12 protein-coding genes are annotated in these 15,900 nt (G+C 42.6%); 7 read left to right on the top strand and 5 right to left on the bottom strand.

Annotated elements, in window-relative coordinates; genetic code table 11:
• Nucleotides 1-194: 194 nt before the first annotated feature.
• Complete coding sequence (locus BTV98_RS07925) at nucleotides 195-2,015, top strand: acyl-CoA dehydrogenase C-terminal domain-containing protein (RefSeq protein WP_075103355.1); 1,821 nt, start codon at nucleotides 195-197, stop codon at nucleotides 2,013-2,015.
• 138 nt (nucleotides 2,016-2,153) lie between these two features.
• On the opposite strand, the gene BTV98_RS07920 is transcribed toward BTV98_RS07925, so the two are convergent.
• Together BTV98_RS07920 and ybaK are read right to left on the bottom strand one after the other, a co-directional pair.
• Nucleotides 2,154-2,528 carry a 5-carboxymethyl-2-hydroxymuconate Delta-isomerase gene (locus BTV98_RS07920; protein ID WP_058367889.1) on the bottom strand — a complete coding sequence of 125 codons (375 nt, stop codon included), beginning with the start codon at nucleotides 2,526-2,528 and terminating at the stop codon, nucleotides 2,154-2,156.
• Nucleotides 2,529-2,617: 89 nt separating this feature from the next.
• Nucleotides 2,618-3,106 carry a Cys-tRNA(Pro) deacylase gene (ybaK, locus tag BTV98_RS07915; protein ID WP_058367888.1) on the bottom strand — a complete coding sequence of 163 codons (489 nt, stop codon included), beginning with the start codon at nucleotides 3,104-3,106 and terminating at the stop codon, nucleotides 2,618-2,620.
• A 205-nt stretch (nucleotides 3,107-3,311) separates the two neighbouring features.
• On the opposite strand from ybaK, the gene plsB reads away from it, so the two are divergent.
• Nucleotides 3,312-6,017 carry a glycerol-3-phosphate 1-O-acyltransferase PlsB gene (gene plsB, locus BTV98_RS07910; protein WP_058367887.1) on the top strand — a complete coding sequence of 902 codons (2,706 nt, stop codon included), beginning with the start codon at nucleotides 3,312-3,314 and terminating at the stop codon, nucleotides 6,015-6,017.
• 94 nt (nucleotides 6,018-6,111) lie between these two features.
• Here plsB and ettA read toward each other — a convergent pair whose 3' ends face one another.
• Complete coding sequence (gene ettA, locus BTV98_RS07905; protein ID WP_058369877.1) at nucleotides 6,112-7,773, bottom strand: energy-dependent translational throttle protein EttA; 1,662 nt, start codon at nucleotides 7,771-7,773, stop codon at nucleotides 6,112-6,114.
• Between the two features lie 392 nt (nucleotides 7,774-8,165).
• Here ettA and BTV98_RS07895 point away from each other — a divergent pair, with 392 nt between their 5' ends.
• Nucleotides 8,166-8,456 carry a GNAT family N-acetyltransferase gene (locus BTV98_RS07895; RefSeq protein ID WP_058369875.1) on the top strand — a complete coding sequence of 97 codons (291 nt, stop codon included), beginning with the start codon at nucleotides 8,166-8,168 and terminating at the stop codon, nucleotides 8,454-8,456.
• A gap of 230 nt (nucleotides 8,457-8,686) precedes the next feature.
• Nucleotides 8,687-8,980, top strand: a complete 294-nt coding sequence (locus BTV98_RS07890) for a 4a-hydroxytetrahydrobiopterin dehydratase (protein WP_058369874.1) — start codon at nucleotides 8,687-8,689, stop codon at nucleotides 8,978-8,980.
• A gap of 136 nt (nucleotides 8,981-9,116) precedes the next feature.
• On the opposite strand, the gene BTV98_RS07885 is transcribed toward BTV98_RS07890, so the two are convergent.
• A complete protein-coding gene (locus BTV98_RS07885; RefSeq protein WP_021814049.1) occupies nucleotides 9,117-9,272 on the bottom strand; it encodes a DUF1328 domain-containing protein in 156 nt (51 codons plus the stop codon).
• 417 nt (nucleotides 9,273-9,689) lie between these two features.
• On the opposite strand from BTV98_RS07885, the gene BTV98_RS07880 reads away from it, so the two are divergent.
• From BTV98_RS07880 to BTV98_RS07870, 3 genes are all read left to right on the top strand, one after another.
• Nucleotides 9,690-10,988, top strand: coding sequence for a trans-acting enoyl reductase family protein (locus BTV98_RS07880; RefSeq protein WP_083606148.1), 1,299 nt, complete (start codon nucleotides 9,690-9,692; stop codon nucleotides 10,986-10,988).
• 398 nt (nucleotides 10,989-11,386) lie between these two features.
• On the top strand, nucleotides 11,387-12,217 hold the full coding sequence (locus BTV98_RS07875; protein WP_075103354.1) for a hypothetical protein: 831 nt from the start codon (nucleotides 11,387-11,389) through the stop codon (nucleotides 12,215-12,217).
• Between the two features lie 414 nt (nucleotides 12,218-12,631).
• On the top strand, nucleotides 12,632-13,123 hold the full coding sequence (locus BTV98_RS07870; RefSeq protein WP_075103353.1) for a hypothetical protein: 492 nt from the start codon (nucleotides 12,632-12,634) through the stop codon (nucleotides 13,121-13,123).
• Nucleotides 13,124-13,254: 131 nt separating this feature from the next.
• Here BTV98_RS07870 and BTV98_RS07865 read toward each other — a convergent pair whose 3' ends face one another.
• The gene (locus BTV98_RS07865) at nucleotides 13,255-15,771 is read right to left on the bottom strand and encodes a Tex family protein (RefSeq protein WP_058369871.1); all 2,517 of its coding nucleotides are present in this window, start codon (nucleotides 15,769-15,771) and stop codon (nucleotides 13,255-13,257) included.
• Nucleotides 15,772-15,900 lie beyond the last annotated feature (129 nt).

Here is a 15,900-nt window from a genome sequence, read left to right as displayed (position 1 = left end):
CATTTATACTAATCATATGCACATGGCTAGTACTCATATAGCTTGCGATTTTGCGCAGTAGACTTTGATTATAACGATAATAATCTAATAGCAATAACCAACAGTATTTATTCATTCTTAACTCTAGTACGAATAGAAGCTTATAAGAATTAGCCATCGATCGCACTAGAGCAAACCAACTAAAGAGATCAACTATGTTAACTTACAAAGCTCCTTTACGTGATATTAAGTTTTTGATTAATGATGTATTTGACTTTCAAACGCACTATAAAGATTTAGACAACGGCGCAAATGCTGACCCTGAGACTATCGACATGATCTTACAGGGAATGGCTGATTTTTCAGAAAATGTCTTAGCGCCACTTTATCAACCTGCTGATGCAGAAGGTTGTCATTTTGAAAACGGCGTCGTGACAACTCCTAAAGGTTTTAAAGAAGCTTACAATCAGTTTGTTGAGGGCGGCTGGCAAGGAATCTCTTACCCTGAAGAATACGGCGGTATGAACCTGCCTATGTCTATTAACCTGATTAAAGCTGAGATGATCGGTACAGCCAACTGGCCTTGGGCGATGTATCCTGGTCTATCGACAGGGTGTATCAATACATTGATGCAATATGGTACTGACGAGCAAAAAGAGACTTATTTACATAAGCTGGTTGATGGCTCATGGGCAGGTACGATGTGCCTGACTGAGCCACAGTGCGGTACGGATTTGGGACAAGTCAAATCAAAAGCAATCCCGCAAGAAGATGGCAGCTATAAGCTTAGCGGTACTAAAATCTTTATTTCAAGCGGTGAGCATGACTTAACCGAAAACATCATCCATATCGTACTGGCTCGCCTACCTGGCGCACCTGAAGGCACACGCGGTATCTCATTATTCATCGTACCAAAGTTCCTGCCAAATGCTGAAGGCGAGGTTGGCGAGCGTAATGGCGTCACTTGTGGTTCTATCGAACACAAAATGGGCATCAGCTCTTCATCAACTTGTGTATTGAACTTTGATGATGCCGTTGGTTATCTGATTGGAGAACCAAATAAAGGCCTAAAAGCAATGTTCACATTTATGAACACTGCTCGTATTGGTACTGGTATTCAGGGTTTGGCCCATACCGAGCTGTCATTCCAAAACGCCCTACCCTATGCCAAGGAACGCCGCTCTATGCGTGCCTTATCAGGGACTAAAGACCCTGAAAAAGTAGCGGATGCTATCATTCATCATGCGGATGTACGCCGGATGCTACTGACCCAAAAAGCCTTTGCTGAAGGCGGTCGTTCGATGATTTATCACTCAGCACGTTATGCAGATAAGATGGCGCAAGGCGTGGCTAATGGTGATGATGAAGAGTTTGAAAAATGGGACGATAAGCTAGGTTTTTATACGCCAATCCTAAAAGGTTTTTTAACTGAGCTTGGTATCGAGGCGGCCAAACATGGTCAGCAGGTTTATGGCGGTCATGGTTACATCAAAGAATGGGGTATGGAGCTTATCGCTCGTGATGCCCGTATCGCTACTATGTACGAAGGCACCACTGGCGTGCAGGCACTGGATTTATTAGGTCGTAAGGTTATTTTGCAGTCTAAAGGTAAAATCATCCGTGACTACACGTCAAGTATTATGAAATGGTGCGGTGAGTATGCGCTTGATAAAGACATGCGTAAGTTTGTTTGGGCATTGACTAAGCTATGTGCTGAGTGGAACACGCTTACGGTACGCCTGATGCTCATGGCACGTAAAGACCGTGAAGTCATCTCAGCGGCCTCAGAAGACTTTTTGATGTATTCAGGTTACATCATGATGGGCTATCACTGGGCGCGTATGGCGGCAGTCGCTTATGACAAGCTAAAAAATGGAGGCACTGAATCACCAGAGTTTTATAAAGCCAAAGTTCAAACGGCAGAGTTTTATTTTGACAAAATCTTACCACGTACATCAGGACATGCTGAGAGTATGGTTGCACCAAGTGAAAGTATGACGGCGATGGACATCGAGAACTTTGCCTTTTTAGACTAATCTTAAGTAGCACCTAAGCTTAACTAAACCTAAGAAAAGTAAAAAGCGTCCAACTTATCAATGGCTGGGCGCTTTTTTATACTCTAGGCACTATGTTTCCAAGTATTCTATAAGTGAAAATTTTAATTAAAATAGAACCTAGCTACCGAGTAGCTTTTTTTGATAAATAGGACTGATTTCCTCCACTTCTACGCATACTTGTAGCGCTGCTCTTCCTGATTGCTCTTCGCTTAATGTATTCTCTATCGTCGTCACCAATAGCTGCGCCAATTGGTCAAGGACATCACTGTCACGCCCTGGCATCAATTTTAAATGTGCATAGATAAAACCATGTGCTTGCTCATCATCCTCTACGCCAACCAAAAACGTATCGATAGGGATTATTCGCGCCTTAATATCAGTTGGTTTACCAAAATGACCACTATCCCATAATACTTTATTCAAAGATTTGAGTAACGACTCTTCGTGAGAGATACTGACATTAGGAGACGCTTGGATAGTTAAATGTGGCATAAATACGTCCTTATAATAGATTAAGAAATTTACGTATGAAGACAAAATGAGTACGTCTGGTTATTTTATAGAACTCTCAAAAATAGCCATTATGTATCAGCAATATCTTCAAAAAGAGCGCCAAGCGTTTTAGCCAGTTGTAATGGCGGTAACTCAATCTCAAGCCCGCGACGTCCAGCACTGACATAGATGGTAGGCTGATCTTTAGCCGTTATATCGATTATTGTGATTAAACGCTTCTTTTGCCCAAGCGGGCTGACACCGCCAAGCACATAACCTGTACTACGTGCAACGCGCTTTGGATCGGCCATTTGCGCTTTTTTACAGGGCAGCACTTTATTAGAAGAAAGGGCTTTGGCCATCTTTTTAAAGTTCAAGGTGGTATCGACTGGCACAAGAGCAACAGCTAACGTACCAGTATCTGTCTCTATCACCAATGTTTTGAAAACTTGCGCAGCTTTTATACCCAGCTTTTCAGCAGCCTCTAAACCAAAAGACGTCGCACTGCTATCGTGGACATACTCATGCAGTTGATAATCAAGGCGATACTGCTTAGCTATCTTAATAGCAGGAGTCATAAGGCACTCTCATTAAACTTAAAACAAAAATAGACAATAGTGTTCAATTAACGATATATCAAAGCATTGATATATAAAGGTACTGTTAACTCGAACACGTTGGCATTTATAATATATTCAGCACAGATACCGACACCATATATCGCTTTGATTGCTTTTATGGCATCATAAGCGCATTACATTTTACAAAGTCTGACTTTTGATTATGATACCCAGTTTCCTAAAAAACAAGCTCTTAAAAAACCGAACGTCCAAAGCGCAAGCCACCTCTGAGGCTAGCAAGTCGTCAGCTGCGACGACTTATACCAATGCACCCATCAATCAGTTATACCGAAAAATATCGGGACAAGCACTTGATGTCGCAGTCAAAGCAAAGCTTCTAGGCGAGCTGCCCATATTGGATAACGATGATCAAACGCTAACCTTTTATGTGCTACAAGATTATTCGCGCTCCAATAGTATTTTGATCGATCTGCAAACTGGGGAACACAAGCTACCACCTGCACTGATGAGCGTAAAAGACAGCATACATGATGTCAATGAAAATGCTGGCATCATATTTTTGCATCACCCTAAAGCCAAAGACAATCAATTATCGCCGCGTTTGTCACGTTTGGTTGCGGCCATTCTACAACACCCGGACTTACAAATACGCCTGATACCGGTATCGATTCTTTGGGGCCGCGCGCCTGAAAAAGAGGACTCGTTGTTTAAGTTATTGATGGCAGATAACTGGCAAGATCCAAGTATTACCAAGCAATTATTTAATATCGGTGTGATGGGGCGCGACACCTTTGTCCAGTTCCATGCGCCAAAAGACTTACGTACCATCATTTATAACAGCTTGCATGGTGAGTCATCAGATAAGCTCGGAGTTGCAGACACTGCAGATAGCCGAGATGCACGTCACGCGTTAGTACCAACAGCAGATGCCAACCGTGAGTTGGTACGTGACTTACAGCAACAGCTTCATACATATCTTGATAATCAGCGTACTACTATGCTTGGTCCTGACTTATCAGATCGGCGCAATTTGGTGGATAAGCTGATTTACTCTCCTGCCATTCAACACGCCACGCAGATCGAAGCGGATGAAAAAGGCATTAGTGTACGTGAAGCACGCGGACTTGCTAGGAACTATGCAAATGAGATGGTCAATGATTACTCTCATTCTATCATTCGGGTCTTTGATAAATTTTTGACTTGGTTATGGACGCAGCTGTATGACGGCGTCGACGTCCATCATTTTGAGCGCGTACGTGAGCTTGCAACCGATCATGAAATCATCTATGTGCCCTGCCATCGTAGTCATGTTGATTACTTGCTCTTATCCTACGTTATCTATAAGCGCGGTCTGAGCATTCCTTATGTGGCAGCAGGTGATAACTTAGATGTTCCTGTATTAGGACCTTTGTTACGCGGTGCTGTGGCTTTTTATATTCGTCGTAGCTTTCGTGGTAACGCGCTTTATACCGCAGTGTTACGTGAGTATATGCATACCCTTATCACCCGTAATACGCCGATTGAATACTTTATAGAAGGCGGACGCTCACGCTCAGGACGCTTGTTACCACCAAAGATGGGTATGCTAGCGATGACGGTACATAGCCAGCTACGTCAAACCAATAAACCTGTGGTGTTTATTCCGACCTATATTGGTTATGAGCGCATTATGGAAGGTGGCACTTATATCGGTGAGCTAAAAGGCAAGCCAAAAGAGTCCGAATCCTTAATTGGGTTACTAAAAGTTGGACGCAAAATTGAGCGTATTTTTGGTAATGTGCATTTAAGCTTTGGCACACCGCTGCATCTAAGCGACTTTATGCAAAAATTCGACGTGCCTACTGATAGCTTACCCGCTGATCGTACCGATACGCCACTTGATGAAAAAGCCAGCGCAATGGTTGATAATATTGGCGTGAAGATTATGCAGCATATCAATAAGGCTGCAGTCGTCAATCCCGTATCATTACTGTCCCTAGTCTTACTCTCAGCGCCAAAAGCGGCTCTTGATGAAGACATCTGCCGCGAACAAATCGCTTTATATCAGGGTATTGCGCGTCAAATACCCTACTCTGATGACACGATTGTCACCGATATGAGCCCGCAACAAATCATCGACTATGGCATTAAGCTCAAACTTATTGAGCGTATACCGCATATTTTGGGTGATATCATTCAAGTCGCTGGCAAGCAAGTTGCACTCTTGAGCTATTTCCGTAATAACATTTTGCATGTATTTATTTTATTGTCTTTCTTAGCTGCCTTGGTTGCACGCAATGGTCGCGTCAGTCGCGGTCGCCTCGATGATATCGTTACGCAGATGTATCCTTTTTTGCAAAGCGAGCTGTTTTTATACTATCCAGCGCACGGTCTGATGAATACGCTTAATCAAAAAATCGACAACCTGATCGCTCACGGCCTAATTATCGACTTAGGTGATGGCATGCTCGGTGTACCAGATGCCAACAGCAGCTGTTATCAGCAGTTAGAAGTCCTTGCCGCTCCTGTTGCACAGAGTCTTGAGCGTTACTTTATGACCTTGGCGTTGTTGTCACAACAAGGCTCAGGAAACTTGACCACAGAAGAAGTGGTTGACTTGTGTCATCTGCTTGGTCAACGTTTATCAGTATTGTATGCTGACGATATTCCTGACTTCTTTGATCGCTCCTTGTTCTTAAGCTTTGTCACAGCCCTGACTCGTCTGAACTACTTACAAGTAGATAAAGATACAGGCGTGCTAAACTTCGATCAGCGTATTGACGATATCGCTCATCATGCTAAATACGTGCTAAGCCCTGATATGATGCAAATTTTACAGCAAGTTGCCAGCCTTAATGATGAAGAAATTGCCCATGCAATTACTGAGATTAGTAATAAAAAGCAGCGCAAATTTGGTCTTAAGCGTTAGTGCGTACTCGCTTCTTTATATGCTAATAAAAAAGACCTCTAATAATTAGAGGTCTTTTTTTATTGTATAAAACTTAAGCTTTTTAAGCCGTCAACTAGGTAGAGATTTTCTTATACTTCATACGCTTAGGCGTGGCATCGTCACCCATGGTCTTTTTGCGATAGGTTTCAAACTCAGAGTAGTTACCATCGAACCAGATAGGGCCTTCTTCTTCAAAGGCCAAGATATGTGTGGCGATACGATCAAGGAACCAGCGATCATGCGAAACCACCATGACCGTACCTGGGAATACTTGAATCGCATCCTCTAGCGCACGTAGGGTCTCGATATCCAAATCGTTTGAGGGCTCATCAAGAAGCAAAACGTTGGCGCCCTGCTTTAGCGTTTTAGCCAACTGCAAGCGGTTACGCTCACCACCAGATAGCTGCCCGACGTGCTTTTGCTGGTCTGAACCTTTAAAGTTAAAGCGGCCAATATAAGCACGACTTGGCGTAGTATAGTCACCAACGGTGATAATATCTAAGCCATCAGACACTTCTTCCCAGACGGTTTTATTGTCATCTAGGTTGTCACGTACCTGACCGACATAAGCGACTTTGACACTTTCACCCAAGTCAACCGAGCCTGTATCTGGCGTATCACGTTCGGTAATCATATTAAATAGCGTAGTTTTACCTGCACCATTTGGACCGATGATACCGACGATAGCACCCGCTGGGACGTTAAAGCTAAGGTTTTCATAAAGCAAGCGATCACCGAATGACTTGGAGATATCGTTGACTTCGATGACTTTGTTACCCAAACGTGGACCAGGTGGAATATAAATCTCAGAGGTCTCGTTACGTTTTTGGAACTCTTGTGAGTTTAGCTCTTCAAAACGCTGTACACGAGATTTGGACTTCGCTTGCTGGCCTTTTTGGTTTTTACGAATCCACTCAAGCTCTTTTTTGAGTGCTTTAGCAAACGACTCTTCTTGCTTGTTCTGCTGCTCAAGGCGATTGTTCTTTTGCTCTAGCCACTCAGTATAGTTGCCCTCGTACGGATAGCCATGACCACGGTCAAGCTCTAAGATCCACTGCGCCACATTGTCCAAGAAATAACGATCATGGGTAATAGCCACGATCGTACCGCTGTAGTTCTGTAAGAATAGCTCAAGCCAAGCGACAGATTCGGCGTCCAAATGGTTGGTCGGCTCATCAAGCAATAGCATGTCAGGACGCGACAATAATAGACGACATAGGGCCACACGGCGCTTCTCGCCACCTGACAGTTTGCTAACGTCAGCACCCCATGGCGGCAGACGTAGTGCATCAGCCGCTTTTTCTAGCTGAGTGTTTAAGTTGTGCGCATCCCATGCTTGAATAATATCTTCCATCTTGCCTTGTTCTTCAGCAAGTTTATCAAAATCGGCATCAGGTTCTGCATATTCAGCATAAATCGCATCCAGACGATCAAGCGCATCTAACGCCTCACGCATACCGTCTTCGACATTACCACGGACGTCTTTACTATCATCAAGCTGCGGCTCCTGCGGCAAGTAACCGACTTTCGTACCTGTTTGTGCACGTGCTTCACCGCTAAACTCAGTATCGACGCCTGCCATGATACGTAGCAAAGTCGATTTGCCAGAACCGTTGATACCGAGTACACCGATCTTGGCACCTGGGAAAAATGATAAATTAATGTTTTTTAGGATTTCGCGCTTGGGCGGAACAAGTTTTGACACGTTGTTCATCGTGTAAATATATTGAGCCATTGACACTCCGATAGACTACATAGACGAGGACTGTCATCACAATTAGCGATTATGCTAAGTGAACTGCGCCTCAAAAATCAGGGTTATAAATTGTCTGCTATTATCGCATTGTGGCGCATGCCCTGCAAGCTAACCGCAGCTTTTACAGCTGGTTTTGTGTCTTCTGCAACAAAGCGTGACACCTTTGATATAAAAGCTTCTATAAAAAATAGCATCCTAGCGTGTACACTTAAGAATAATAACGTTTGCTCTATTCACTTTTACTATAAGCCACTGGTCAACGATTTTATTATCACTGATAATTATCATTAAGTTAAATTGTTAGCTTCAAACGTGATGGTATCGATTGTGAATACCATACGCATTTAATTTTAATAATAAAGGAGAGTTTTATGAGTACAGTAAATAGTCAAAAATTGGACATTACTCACAACGAACAAGCAAACCGCTTTGAGACTACGATTGAAGGTCAAACTGGCTATATCAGTTATCAAAAGCGCGGCGTTACTTTGGTTTATGACCATACAATTGTACCGCAAGCCCTAGGTGGCCGCGGAGTTGGTTCAGAATTGGTCAAACATGCCTTAGACTATGCACGTGACCATGACAGAAAGGTTGTTCCACAATGCTCTTTTGTATCTTCATATATCAGCAAGCATCCAGAATACAAAGATCTGCTATAACGTCGGTATAAGACATATTAGTATGACATGATTACGTAGTCTGTCATGGTATTTATCACCATTTAAATGATTCATTCTAATCTTACATAGTAGAACCGATCAACCAATTGTCCTACCTATCTATTTAACCTCACTATATATTTCTTAATGGATATATGGCAGGATATAAAGGATAGGTGGGTTTTTTGTTCTATCTTAAATCGGCAAACATAACAATAAAGGATATCGATATGAGTAGTTTATCCAACAAACAAGTTGATATGCAGCTAGAAGACCTTACCGGTTGGCAGCGTGATGGGAATAGCATAGTAAAAACTTACCACTTTAGTAACTTCGTCGAAGCCATCAGCTTTATGAATCAAGCCGCATTTTATGCTGAAGCACTTGAACATCATCCTGAATGGAAAAATATTTATAATATCGTTGAAGTACGTTTGACGACCAGTGATACGGGCGGTATTACCAGTCATGATATTCGTCTAGCAAAACGCATGGAGCATATTATTCAGCCCAAACGTCTATAATGTCCACGAAAGCACAATGATTGACGTCTCTGATTGACGCAGAGTTGATAAATACAAAAATAAAAACGTCCCCATTTGAGGACGTTTTTTTATTTCACATAAGCGATGATTAACAATTATGAGTACATTATACTGTTTACATTTTGCGGCTAACGAACGCCACAATAAATAGAATAACCGCTACTGCTAAGAAAATGTAAGCCAGATTAGCAGACAAGCCAGCAACACCGCCGAACCCTAATAAACTCGCTAATAAAGCGATAACAGCAAATATAATCGCCCAACGAAACATAATCATTCTCCTTAAATAAAAAGCATCCGACATTTGAATCAAGCAAACTCACGTACATCAGGAATATATTTAGTTGTTAACCTATAAACAATTAGTACTTTCCAGTTCGCTAAATCTCATTACCCTTAGTGCTTATTGTTGTTAATATTATTTCTTATAAGTTGTAGTAGTAGATTAGCAATCTTTTAGAGCAGATAAACGTTCAGTTTGGTAATGATCACGATATGTTATGTAACTTATGTATGCTCATTGCCCCGTTTTGGACAAATTTAGGTTATTACACATTTATTAAACCAACCTATAGGTGATATGGTTTTAAGATTGCCTTGAACTTATGACACTGTTAAATATGTACTTGATGTAAAACCTTAATTATCAGTCTGCTTTTATTTATCTAAAAAATAGTAAGGAAAAAATATGAATAATGATATGGATACTCAAAAACGTACATACGCTGTTGTTTTATACGGCGCAACAAGCTTCGTTGGTCAAATTACTGCGCATTATTTGGCGCAATTTTTGGCAGATAATAGTAAGCAAAGTGATGAAGGTTCACAATCCGTCACTTGGGCTATCGCTGGTCGCGACCAAGAAAAACTAGAAAAACTGCAATCAGAGCTAAGCTCAGCGCAGCAGAATGGAGACTCAGAAGCGAAGGTCGATATTATTGTCGCTAATAGTAACGATGATGCCAGCCTTGATAAGATGACCAAGCAAACACAAGTTATTATCTCAACGGTTGGTCCCTATCTCAAATATGGTGAACCTTTGATTAAATCTTGTACCAAAAACGGTACCGACTATGTCGACCTCACAGGTGAAGCTATTTTTATTAAAGATATGATGGACAAATACCAAGACGCTGCCAAGCAAAGTGGAGCGCGTATTGTAAACTCTTGCGGCTTTGACTCTATCCCCTCAGACCTGGGTGTCTACTATACTCAGCAACAAGCTGAGAAAAAGTTTGATGAGGCTTGTACTGTTATTAATATGAGAGTTAAAGCGGCAAAAGGTGGTTTGTCAGGCGGTACGGTTGCTTCTATGGCCACTATATTTGAAGAAGTCGGTCAAGATAAAGAGCGCCGTAAGCAAGTTGCTAACCCTTACTTACTCAATGACGATAAAGACGCGCCTAACGTACGTCAAGAAAATGTCAGCCGACCTGAGTATGATGATGAACACAAGCGCTGGTTGGCGCCATTTGTAATGGCAAGTATTAATACGCGCATCGTTCACCGCAGTAATCAGCTTCTGGGCTACGAATATGGTCGTGATTTCAAATATGATGAAGCGATGTGGATGAAGGATGGTATGAAAGGCAAGCTGATGAGCTATGGTATGAGTGCAGGATTATTGAGCTTTGCTACGGCAATGGTATTTAAGCCAAGTCGCGAGCTGCTCTCAAAACATATCTTACCAAAATCAGGCTCTGGACCATCTAAAGAAGAGCAAGAAAACGGCTATTTTGATATTCGCTTCTTTGGTGAGACTGCCAACAATGATAATATCAATACTAAAGTTACAGGTGATAAAGACCCAGGTTACGGCAGCACGTCACGTATACTTGCTCAATCAGCCTTATGTCTCGCTCAAGACATTGCTAAAGAGGATGTGTCAGGTGGTTTTTGGACACCAGCTTCTGCGATGGGCGATAAGTTATTGACGCGCTTAGAGGCTCACGCCGGTCTTAGCTTTGAAGTTGTTGACCACCAATAATCACAAAAATATATATCATTAATGATAGCCGCACTTTACTTATAGAGTGCGGCTTTTTTATTTTGAACTTTCAAACATTCAAGTAACTTAACAGCGTCCTTTAATCTTTTAATGACTAAACTGATATCTAGCAAGTTCGCTAAATAAGACGCAAAGTCGTTAATGTTAACAAACGATAATTGTGTATTTTATGCGTAAGCAATATTGCCGATTAATCGTTATATGCCACACAACGACACACTTTGTTAATGCAATGAAACAGCGACAGCCAAATATATCACGTACCCTTAATTAAGTTATCGACCTGTGAAGATTGTGTCTACAAATCTGATTAAATAAAACTTTGAGACAGCGCTTGTATAACAACGATGAATAACAACAATTAAGAGGAGTTTATTATGAAATTAAATATATTAACGACAGCTATGTTAGCGTCAGGCTTAGCTATGTTTGCACATTCTGCCAATGCTGCCATGGTTACTGATGGGCATGGCAATGTAGGCTACGACAGCTATGAAGAATGTGTCACAGCGGTAAAAGACGGCTCTGCTAAATTCTACACCCCTTATACTTATCAAGAGCCAAAACGCCGCCCTGGTGAAGCTTCTGTCAAAAAAATGCTTTTGTCCGAAGTCATGATCCCTCAAAGTGTGGTTAGTAGCAATGATTTGCAGACGTCGGATTATGCAGCGGGTGCTTGTGATTTAGGTGTCGGTCAATCGGATGGTCGCTACGGTGTTTCAGGAGCATTGGTTGGAAAATATGTCCCTATTGCCCCTGATATGCCTGTCAACGTCTACATGGATAATCGTGGTCATCCTGTACGTCTAAGTATGCAGCAGTGCGACAATCATTTTGGTGATAAGTTTCCAACTCCTGTGGTAAGCGAGGCTGTAGCTCCTGAAGCGCAAGTAGCTGTGGCAGAGGTGCGCACTGTAGAACCAGTTGTCATTGAAACCAAACGCGTTATTCGTCCCACTAAATATAGTGTAAAAGAAGTTATTTATGCCCCAGAAGACCAGATTAAACATATTGAAACGGCAGAAGGTACAGCGGTAGCCATCGAAGATGGTACTGAGCGTGCTACGATCATTGGTCAAGAAGCAGACGAGCAAATCGTTGATAAGATCGAAATCAATCAGACGTTTCCAGTCACTCGTGTGCCTAACAATGATACACAGCAGCGTGTCGTAGACCCAAATACTGGTAAATACGTCATTGTAGAATAAAGAGCTGACTTATGATTAAAGGAAAATGTGTCGTATTTGATTAATTTTAAATCGTGGATAAGTTGATTAAATTTTATACAAACTTATAGACACAGCACTTGCATAACGTCACACGAATACATCAATCTGTTAGACCTTTAATGAGTTTACTACTGAAATACCAGCCTGAAAGCTGGTATTTTGCGTGTTGAGATTATAGCTATTTTATAAATCTTTTTACTTATATGTATCATGACAATCTATAAAGCAATTGTCATGATTTTGTTTTATCTACAGTTGACGTTTTAAATATATTACACATCTATATTTAAAACGTTAAGTAGATAGATACCCTTAGGAATAACGCTAAGTAACGATCAAGCTTAAGCGTATTTTAAGCTGATTAATAAAACTTGTGACTCAAGGAATTAACTGATGCAAAATCGTACTTTATCATTGATTATCGGCACAGCTTTAGCTATGCCAGGTATAGCCATGGCTGCTCCTATGGATCAGGGCAATATTACACCAGCAGATATGCGTGTTACTCCTGCTCCCAATACTCTACAAGCTGAGATTGAAGGCCCAGATGGTGAGTTATTGGCCACTCAACCGGGTGAAGTAGAAAGTGATGTAAATGTTGCTGAAACAAACTCTGACGAGATGAACGATCCAAACATGATGGAAAACCCTGAAGAGATGGCCAATCCTGTCTCTGAGCAAGCTGCACCGCAAGCGCTAAACCAACAACATAGCAATAATGAATATCAACCATTGATTGCAGGCGAGGTTCTTAACGATGACCCTAACAGCGCAAACGCAACAGTTACGCTACAAGAGAAAACTAAAGACAACCGTGGTGAGTTACTAGCAACTCAGCCTGCCGAAGTTGAATTTAGCGAAAATCGCCGTGTTGTTCCACGTTAATACTTTTTAACCAATTATGATTAAGTTATAGCTGGTTAAAGATATATAGCTATTGGAAACATACGTGACGTTCATAAAAAAAGGCAGCCACTAGGCTGCCTTTCTTATATATCTCTATTAATTACTTTTTACTACTTCTTAGTTTTCGTCACGCCCGCTTCTTGTAGCAGTGCCCCAAGCGTACCCATTTTACTCGGTAACTCAGTCTTTTCAGCTTTTGACGCCTTACTACGACTATTGGCAGGCTTGTCCTGACGGTTGCCACGTGACTTTGCTGGACGCTTATCCGCTGCCGGACGATTGCTGCGTGGACGACTGGTTTTGTCATCATTACCAGTGTTTGCTGCAGTAGGCTTCGCTGCTGGACGTGCTGGCTTTTCAGACTCAGGTTTCATACTAAAACCAATGCGACCACGTTTTTCATCGATAGAAATGACGCGCACCGAAACGATGTCACCTGGTTTGACACGGTTCATCGGATCGGCAACGAAATCATTGGCCATCTGTGAGATATGTACCAAACCATCTTGATGTACGCCGACATCAACGAAACAACCAAAGGCAGTCACGTTGGTCACGACGCCTTCAAGCTGCATACCCTCTTCTAAGTCCTTGATACTGTTTACGTCTTCACGGAAATTAGCAGTTTTGAACTCAGGACGCGGATCGCGGGCTGGTTTTGCCAGCTCTTCGATGATGGCTTTTACACTAATATTGTCATCATTTGCCGCGAGCGCAGTCGTATCGATAGTATTTAGTACACCATCGTTACCGAGCACCTCTGGCAATGCTTTGTCTGTTTGCGCCAGTAAGCTATCAACCAAATCATAGCTTTCTGGATGCACGCCTGTGGCGTCCAGCGGGTTACTGCCGTCATGAATACGTAGAAAGCCTGCTGCTTGCTCAAAGGTCTTAGCGCCTAAGCGTGGGACGTTTTTGAGCGCCTCACGACTATCAAATGCGCCATGCTCTTTACGGTAAGTGACGATTTGCTGGGCGACATTTTTGTTCAAACCTGCAATGTGCGCTAAAATAGCAGGACTTGCCGTATTGACATCAACACCGACAGCGTTCACGCTATCTTGAGTCACTTTATCAAGGCTATCTGCTAGCTGGCTTTGGTTCACATCATGCTGATATTGACCAACACCAATCGCTTTTGGATCAACCTTTACCAGCTCCGAGAGTGGATCTTGCAAGCGGCGAGCGATAGACACCGCGCCGCGTACAGACACATCTAGATTGGCAAGCTCATCACTGGCAAGCTCGCTTGCAGAATAGACTGATGCGCCAGACTCATTGACGATGACGGCTTTGGCTTTTAGCGCAGTATTGGCCGCCAAAATCTCTTTTACCATCGCGTCTGTTTCGCGGCTAGCAGTACCGTTGCCAATAGCCACTAGATCAACGTCATAAGTACTTAATAACTCATCAATGACTTTTTTGGCCTCAGTCAACTTATTGTCAGGCGCAAATGGATAGACAGTTGCTACTACAGGCTTGTCTTCGCTATCTAGCATAACATGACCTTGAGCATCGATAATCGCCATTTTGACGCCATGACGAATACCAGGATCGACCCCCAAAATGACTTTACGACCAGCTGGTGCTGACATCAATAAATGCTGCAGGTTATTGGCAAATACATCAATTGCATCGGCCTCAGCAGTCAGACGCTTTTCAGTCAACAAACGATGCTCAATATGCGGACGCCATTTGTCTTTCCACAGGCTGCTAGCCGCTTGTGCTAAAAACTCACGACGCTCAGCGGGTGCTTTGGCATCGACATCGAAATGACTAATGATTTTTTCGATGAACGGTGCATCTTCGCCTTCAATTTTGAGACCCAAGACGTTTTCTTGACGACCGCGCAGCATCGCCAATAAGCGGTGATTAGGCAGACGCGCAAGGCTTTCGCTATGCTCAAAGTAATCTTTGAATTTTTCACCGACTTCGCGCTTTTCATCACTTGCAACAGTGGAGACAATACTGGCCGTTTTTGCAAAACCGTTACGTAAATCATCAAGTAGATTTAGCGCTTGTGTCCACTCATCGACGATGATGGCTTGTACACCAGCCAGCTGTTTATCGATGTCACCAAAGTCAATTTCAATCTCATTACCGCTATCATCAGAAAGGCTACTTGGTGCTTGATAGTCAGCCAAAGCCTCTGTTGGGGTAATCTCTTGCGTCAAGACCGCTTGTGCTACCACATCGAGACCAGCGGCGCGTGCTTTGGCGGCCGGTGAACGGCGACGCGGACGGTACGGTAAATAAATGTCTTCAAGCTCAAGCTTAGACGTCGCATTATCGATACGGGTCTGCAACTCGTCTGTCAAATTGCCTTGTGTGCGTAGTAGCTCAGTAATCTTGAGGCGACGTGTTGCCATATCGCGTTCATAATTGAGCGACTTTTCTAGAGCACGTAGCTGCGCATCATCTAGATTTTGCGTCTTTTCTTTGCGATATCGCGCAATGAATGGAACTGTTGCCCCTTCATCGTAGAGTTTGACAAACGCATTGACTTGAGCAGTCTTAATGCCAAGCGCGCGAGCAAGTTTGTCGTGAATATTCGCGTGTGTGGTTGCATCCAGACCCTGTAAATTCGTCGAGGGTTGAGACGCCGTTAAGGTATCAGTGCTACTCATATCCGTATCAATCGTTGAGAAATGTAGTTTGGCATTATAGCAAAAGCTGCATGAATAAAAATCCTTTTTATATCTTCATTACTTATCATAGTCTTTATCGCTCAAATAATAGTCTTTATGGTTTAATTT

The sequence above is a fragment of the Psychrobacter sp. Cmf 22.2 genome, from assembly GCF_001921745.1.
Taxonomy (GTDB): domain Bacteria; phylum Pseudomonadota; class Gammaproteobacteria; order Pseudomonadales; family Moraxellaceae; genus Psychrobacter.
Note: the sequence above shows the minus strand (reverse complement) of the source record. Positions and strands in the feature narration are given on the sequence as shown.

Bases quoted from the DNA above. Each gene is read 5' to 3' on its own strand.
- BTV98_RS07925 (WP_075103355.1), top strand. From the start codon at position 195: ATGTTAACTTACAAAGCTCCTTTACGTGATATTAAGTTTTTGATTAAT.
- BTV98_RS07865 (WP_058369871.1), bottom strand. From the start codon at position 15,771: ATGAGTAGCACTGATACCTTAACGGCGTCTCAACCCTCGACGAATTTA.
- BTV98_RS07885 (WP_021814049.1), bottom strand. From the start codon at position 9,272: ATGTTTCGTTGGGCGATTATATTTGCTGTTATCGCTTTATTAGCGAGT.
- BTV98_RS07870 (WP_075103353.1), top strand. From the start codon at position 12,632: ATGCAAAATCGTACTTTATCATTGATTATCGGCACAGCTTTAGCTATG.
- BTV98_RS07875 (WP_075103354.1), top strand. From the start codon at position 11,387: ATGAAATTAAATATATTAACGACAGCTATGTTAGCGTCAGGCTTAGCT.
- BTV98_RS07895 (WP_058369875.1), top strand. From the start codon at position 8,166: ATGAGTACAGTAAATAGTCAAAAATTGGACATTACTCACAACGAACAA.
- plsB (WP_058367887.1), top strand. From the start codon at position 3,312: ATGATACCCAGTTTCCTAAAAAACAAGCTCTTAAAAAACCGAACGTCC.
- ettA (WP_058369877.1), bottom strand. From the start codon at position 7,773: ATGGCTCAATATATTTACACGATGAACAACGTGTCAAAACTTGTTCCG.
- BTV98_RS07920 (WP_058367889.1), bottom strand. From the start codon at position 2,528: ATGCCACATTTAACTATCCAAGCGTCTCCTAATGTCAGTATCTCTCAC.
- ybaK (WP_058367888.1), bottom strand. From the start codon at position 3,106: ATGACTCCTGCTATTAAGATAGCTAAGCAGTATCGCCTTGATTATCAA.
- BTV98_RS07880 (WP_083606148.1), top strand. From the start codon at position 9,690: ATGAATAATGATATGGATACTCAAAAACGTACATACGCTGTTGTTTTA.
- BTV98_RS07890 (WP_058369874.1), top strand. From the start codon at position 8,687: ATGAGTAGTTTATCCAACAAACAAGTTGATATGCAGCTAGAAGACCTT.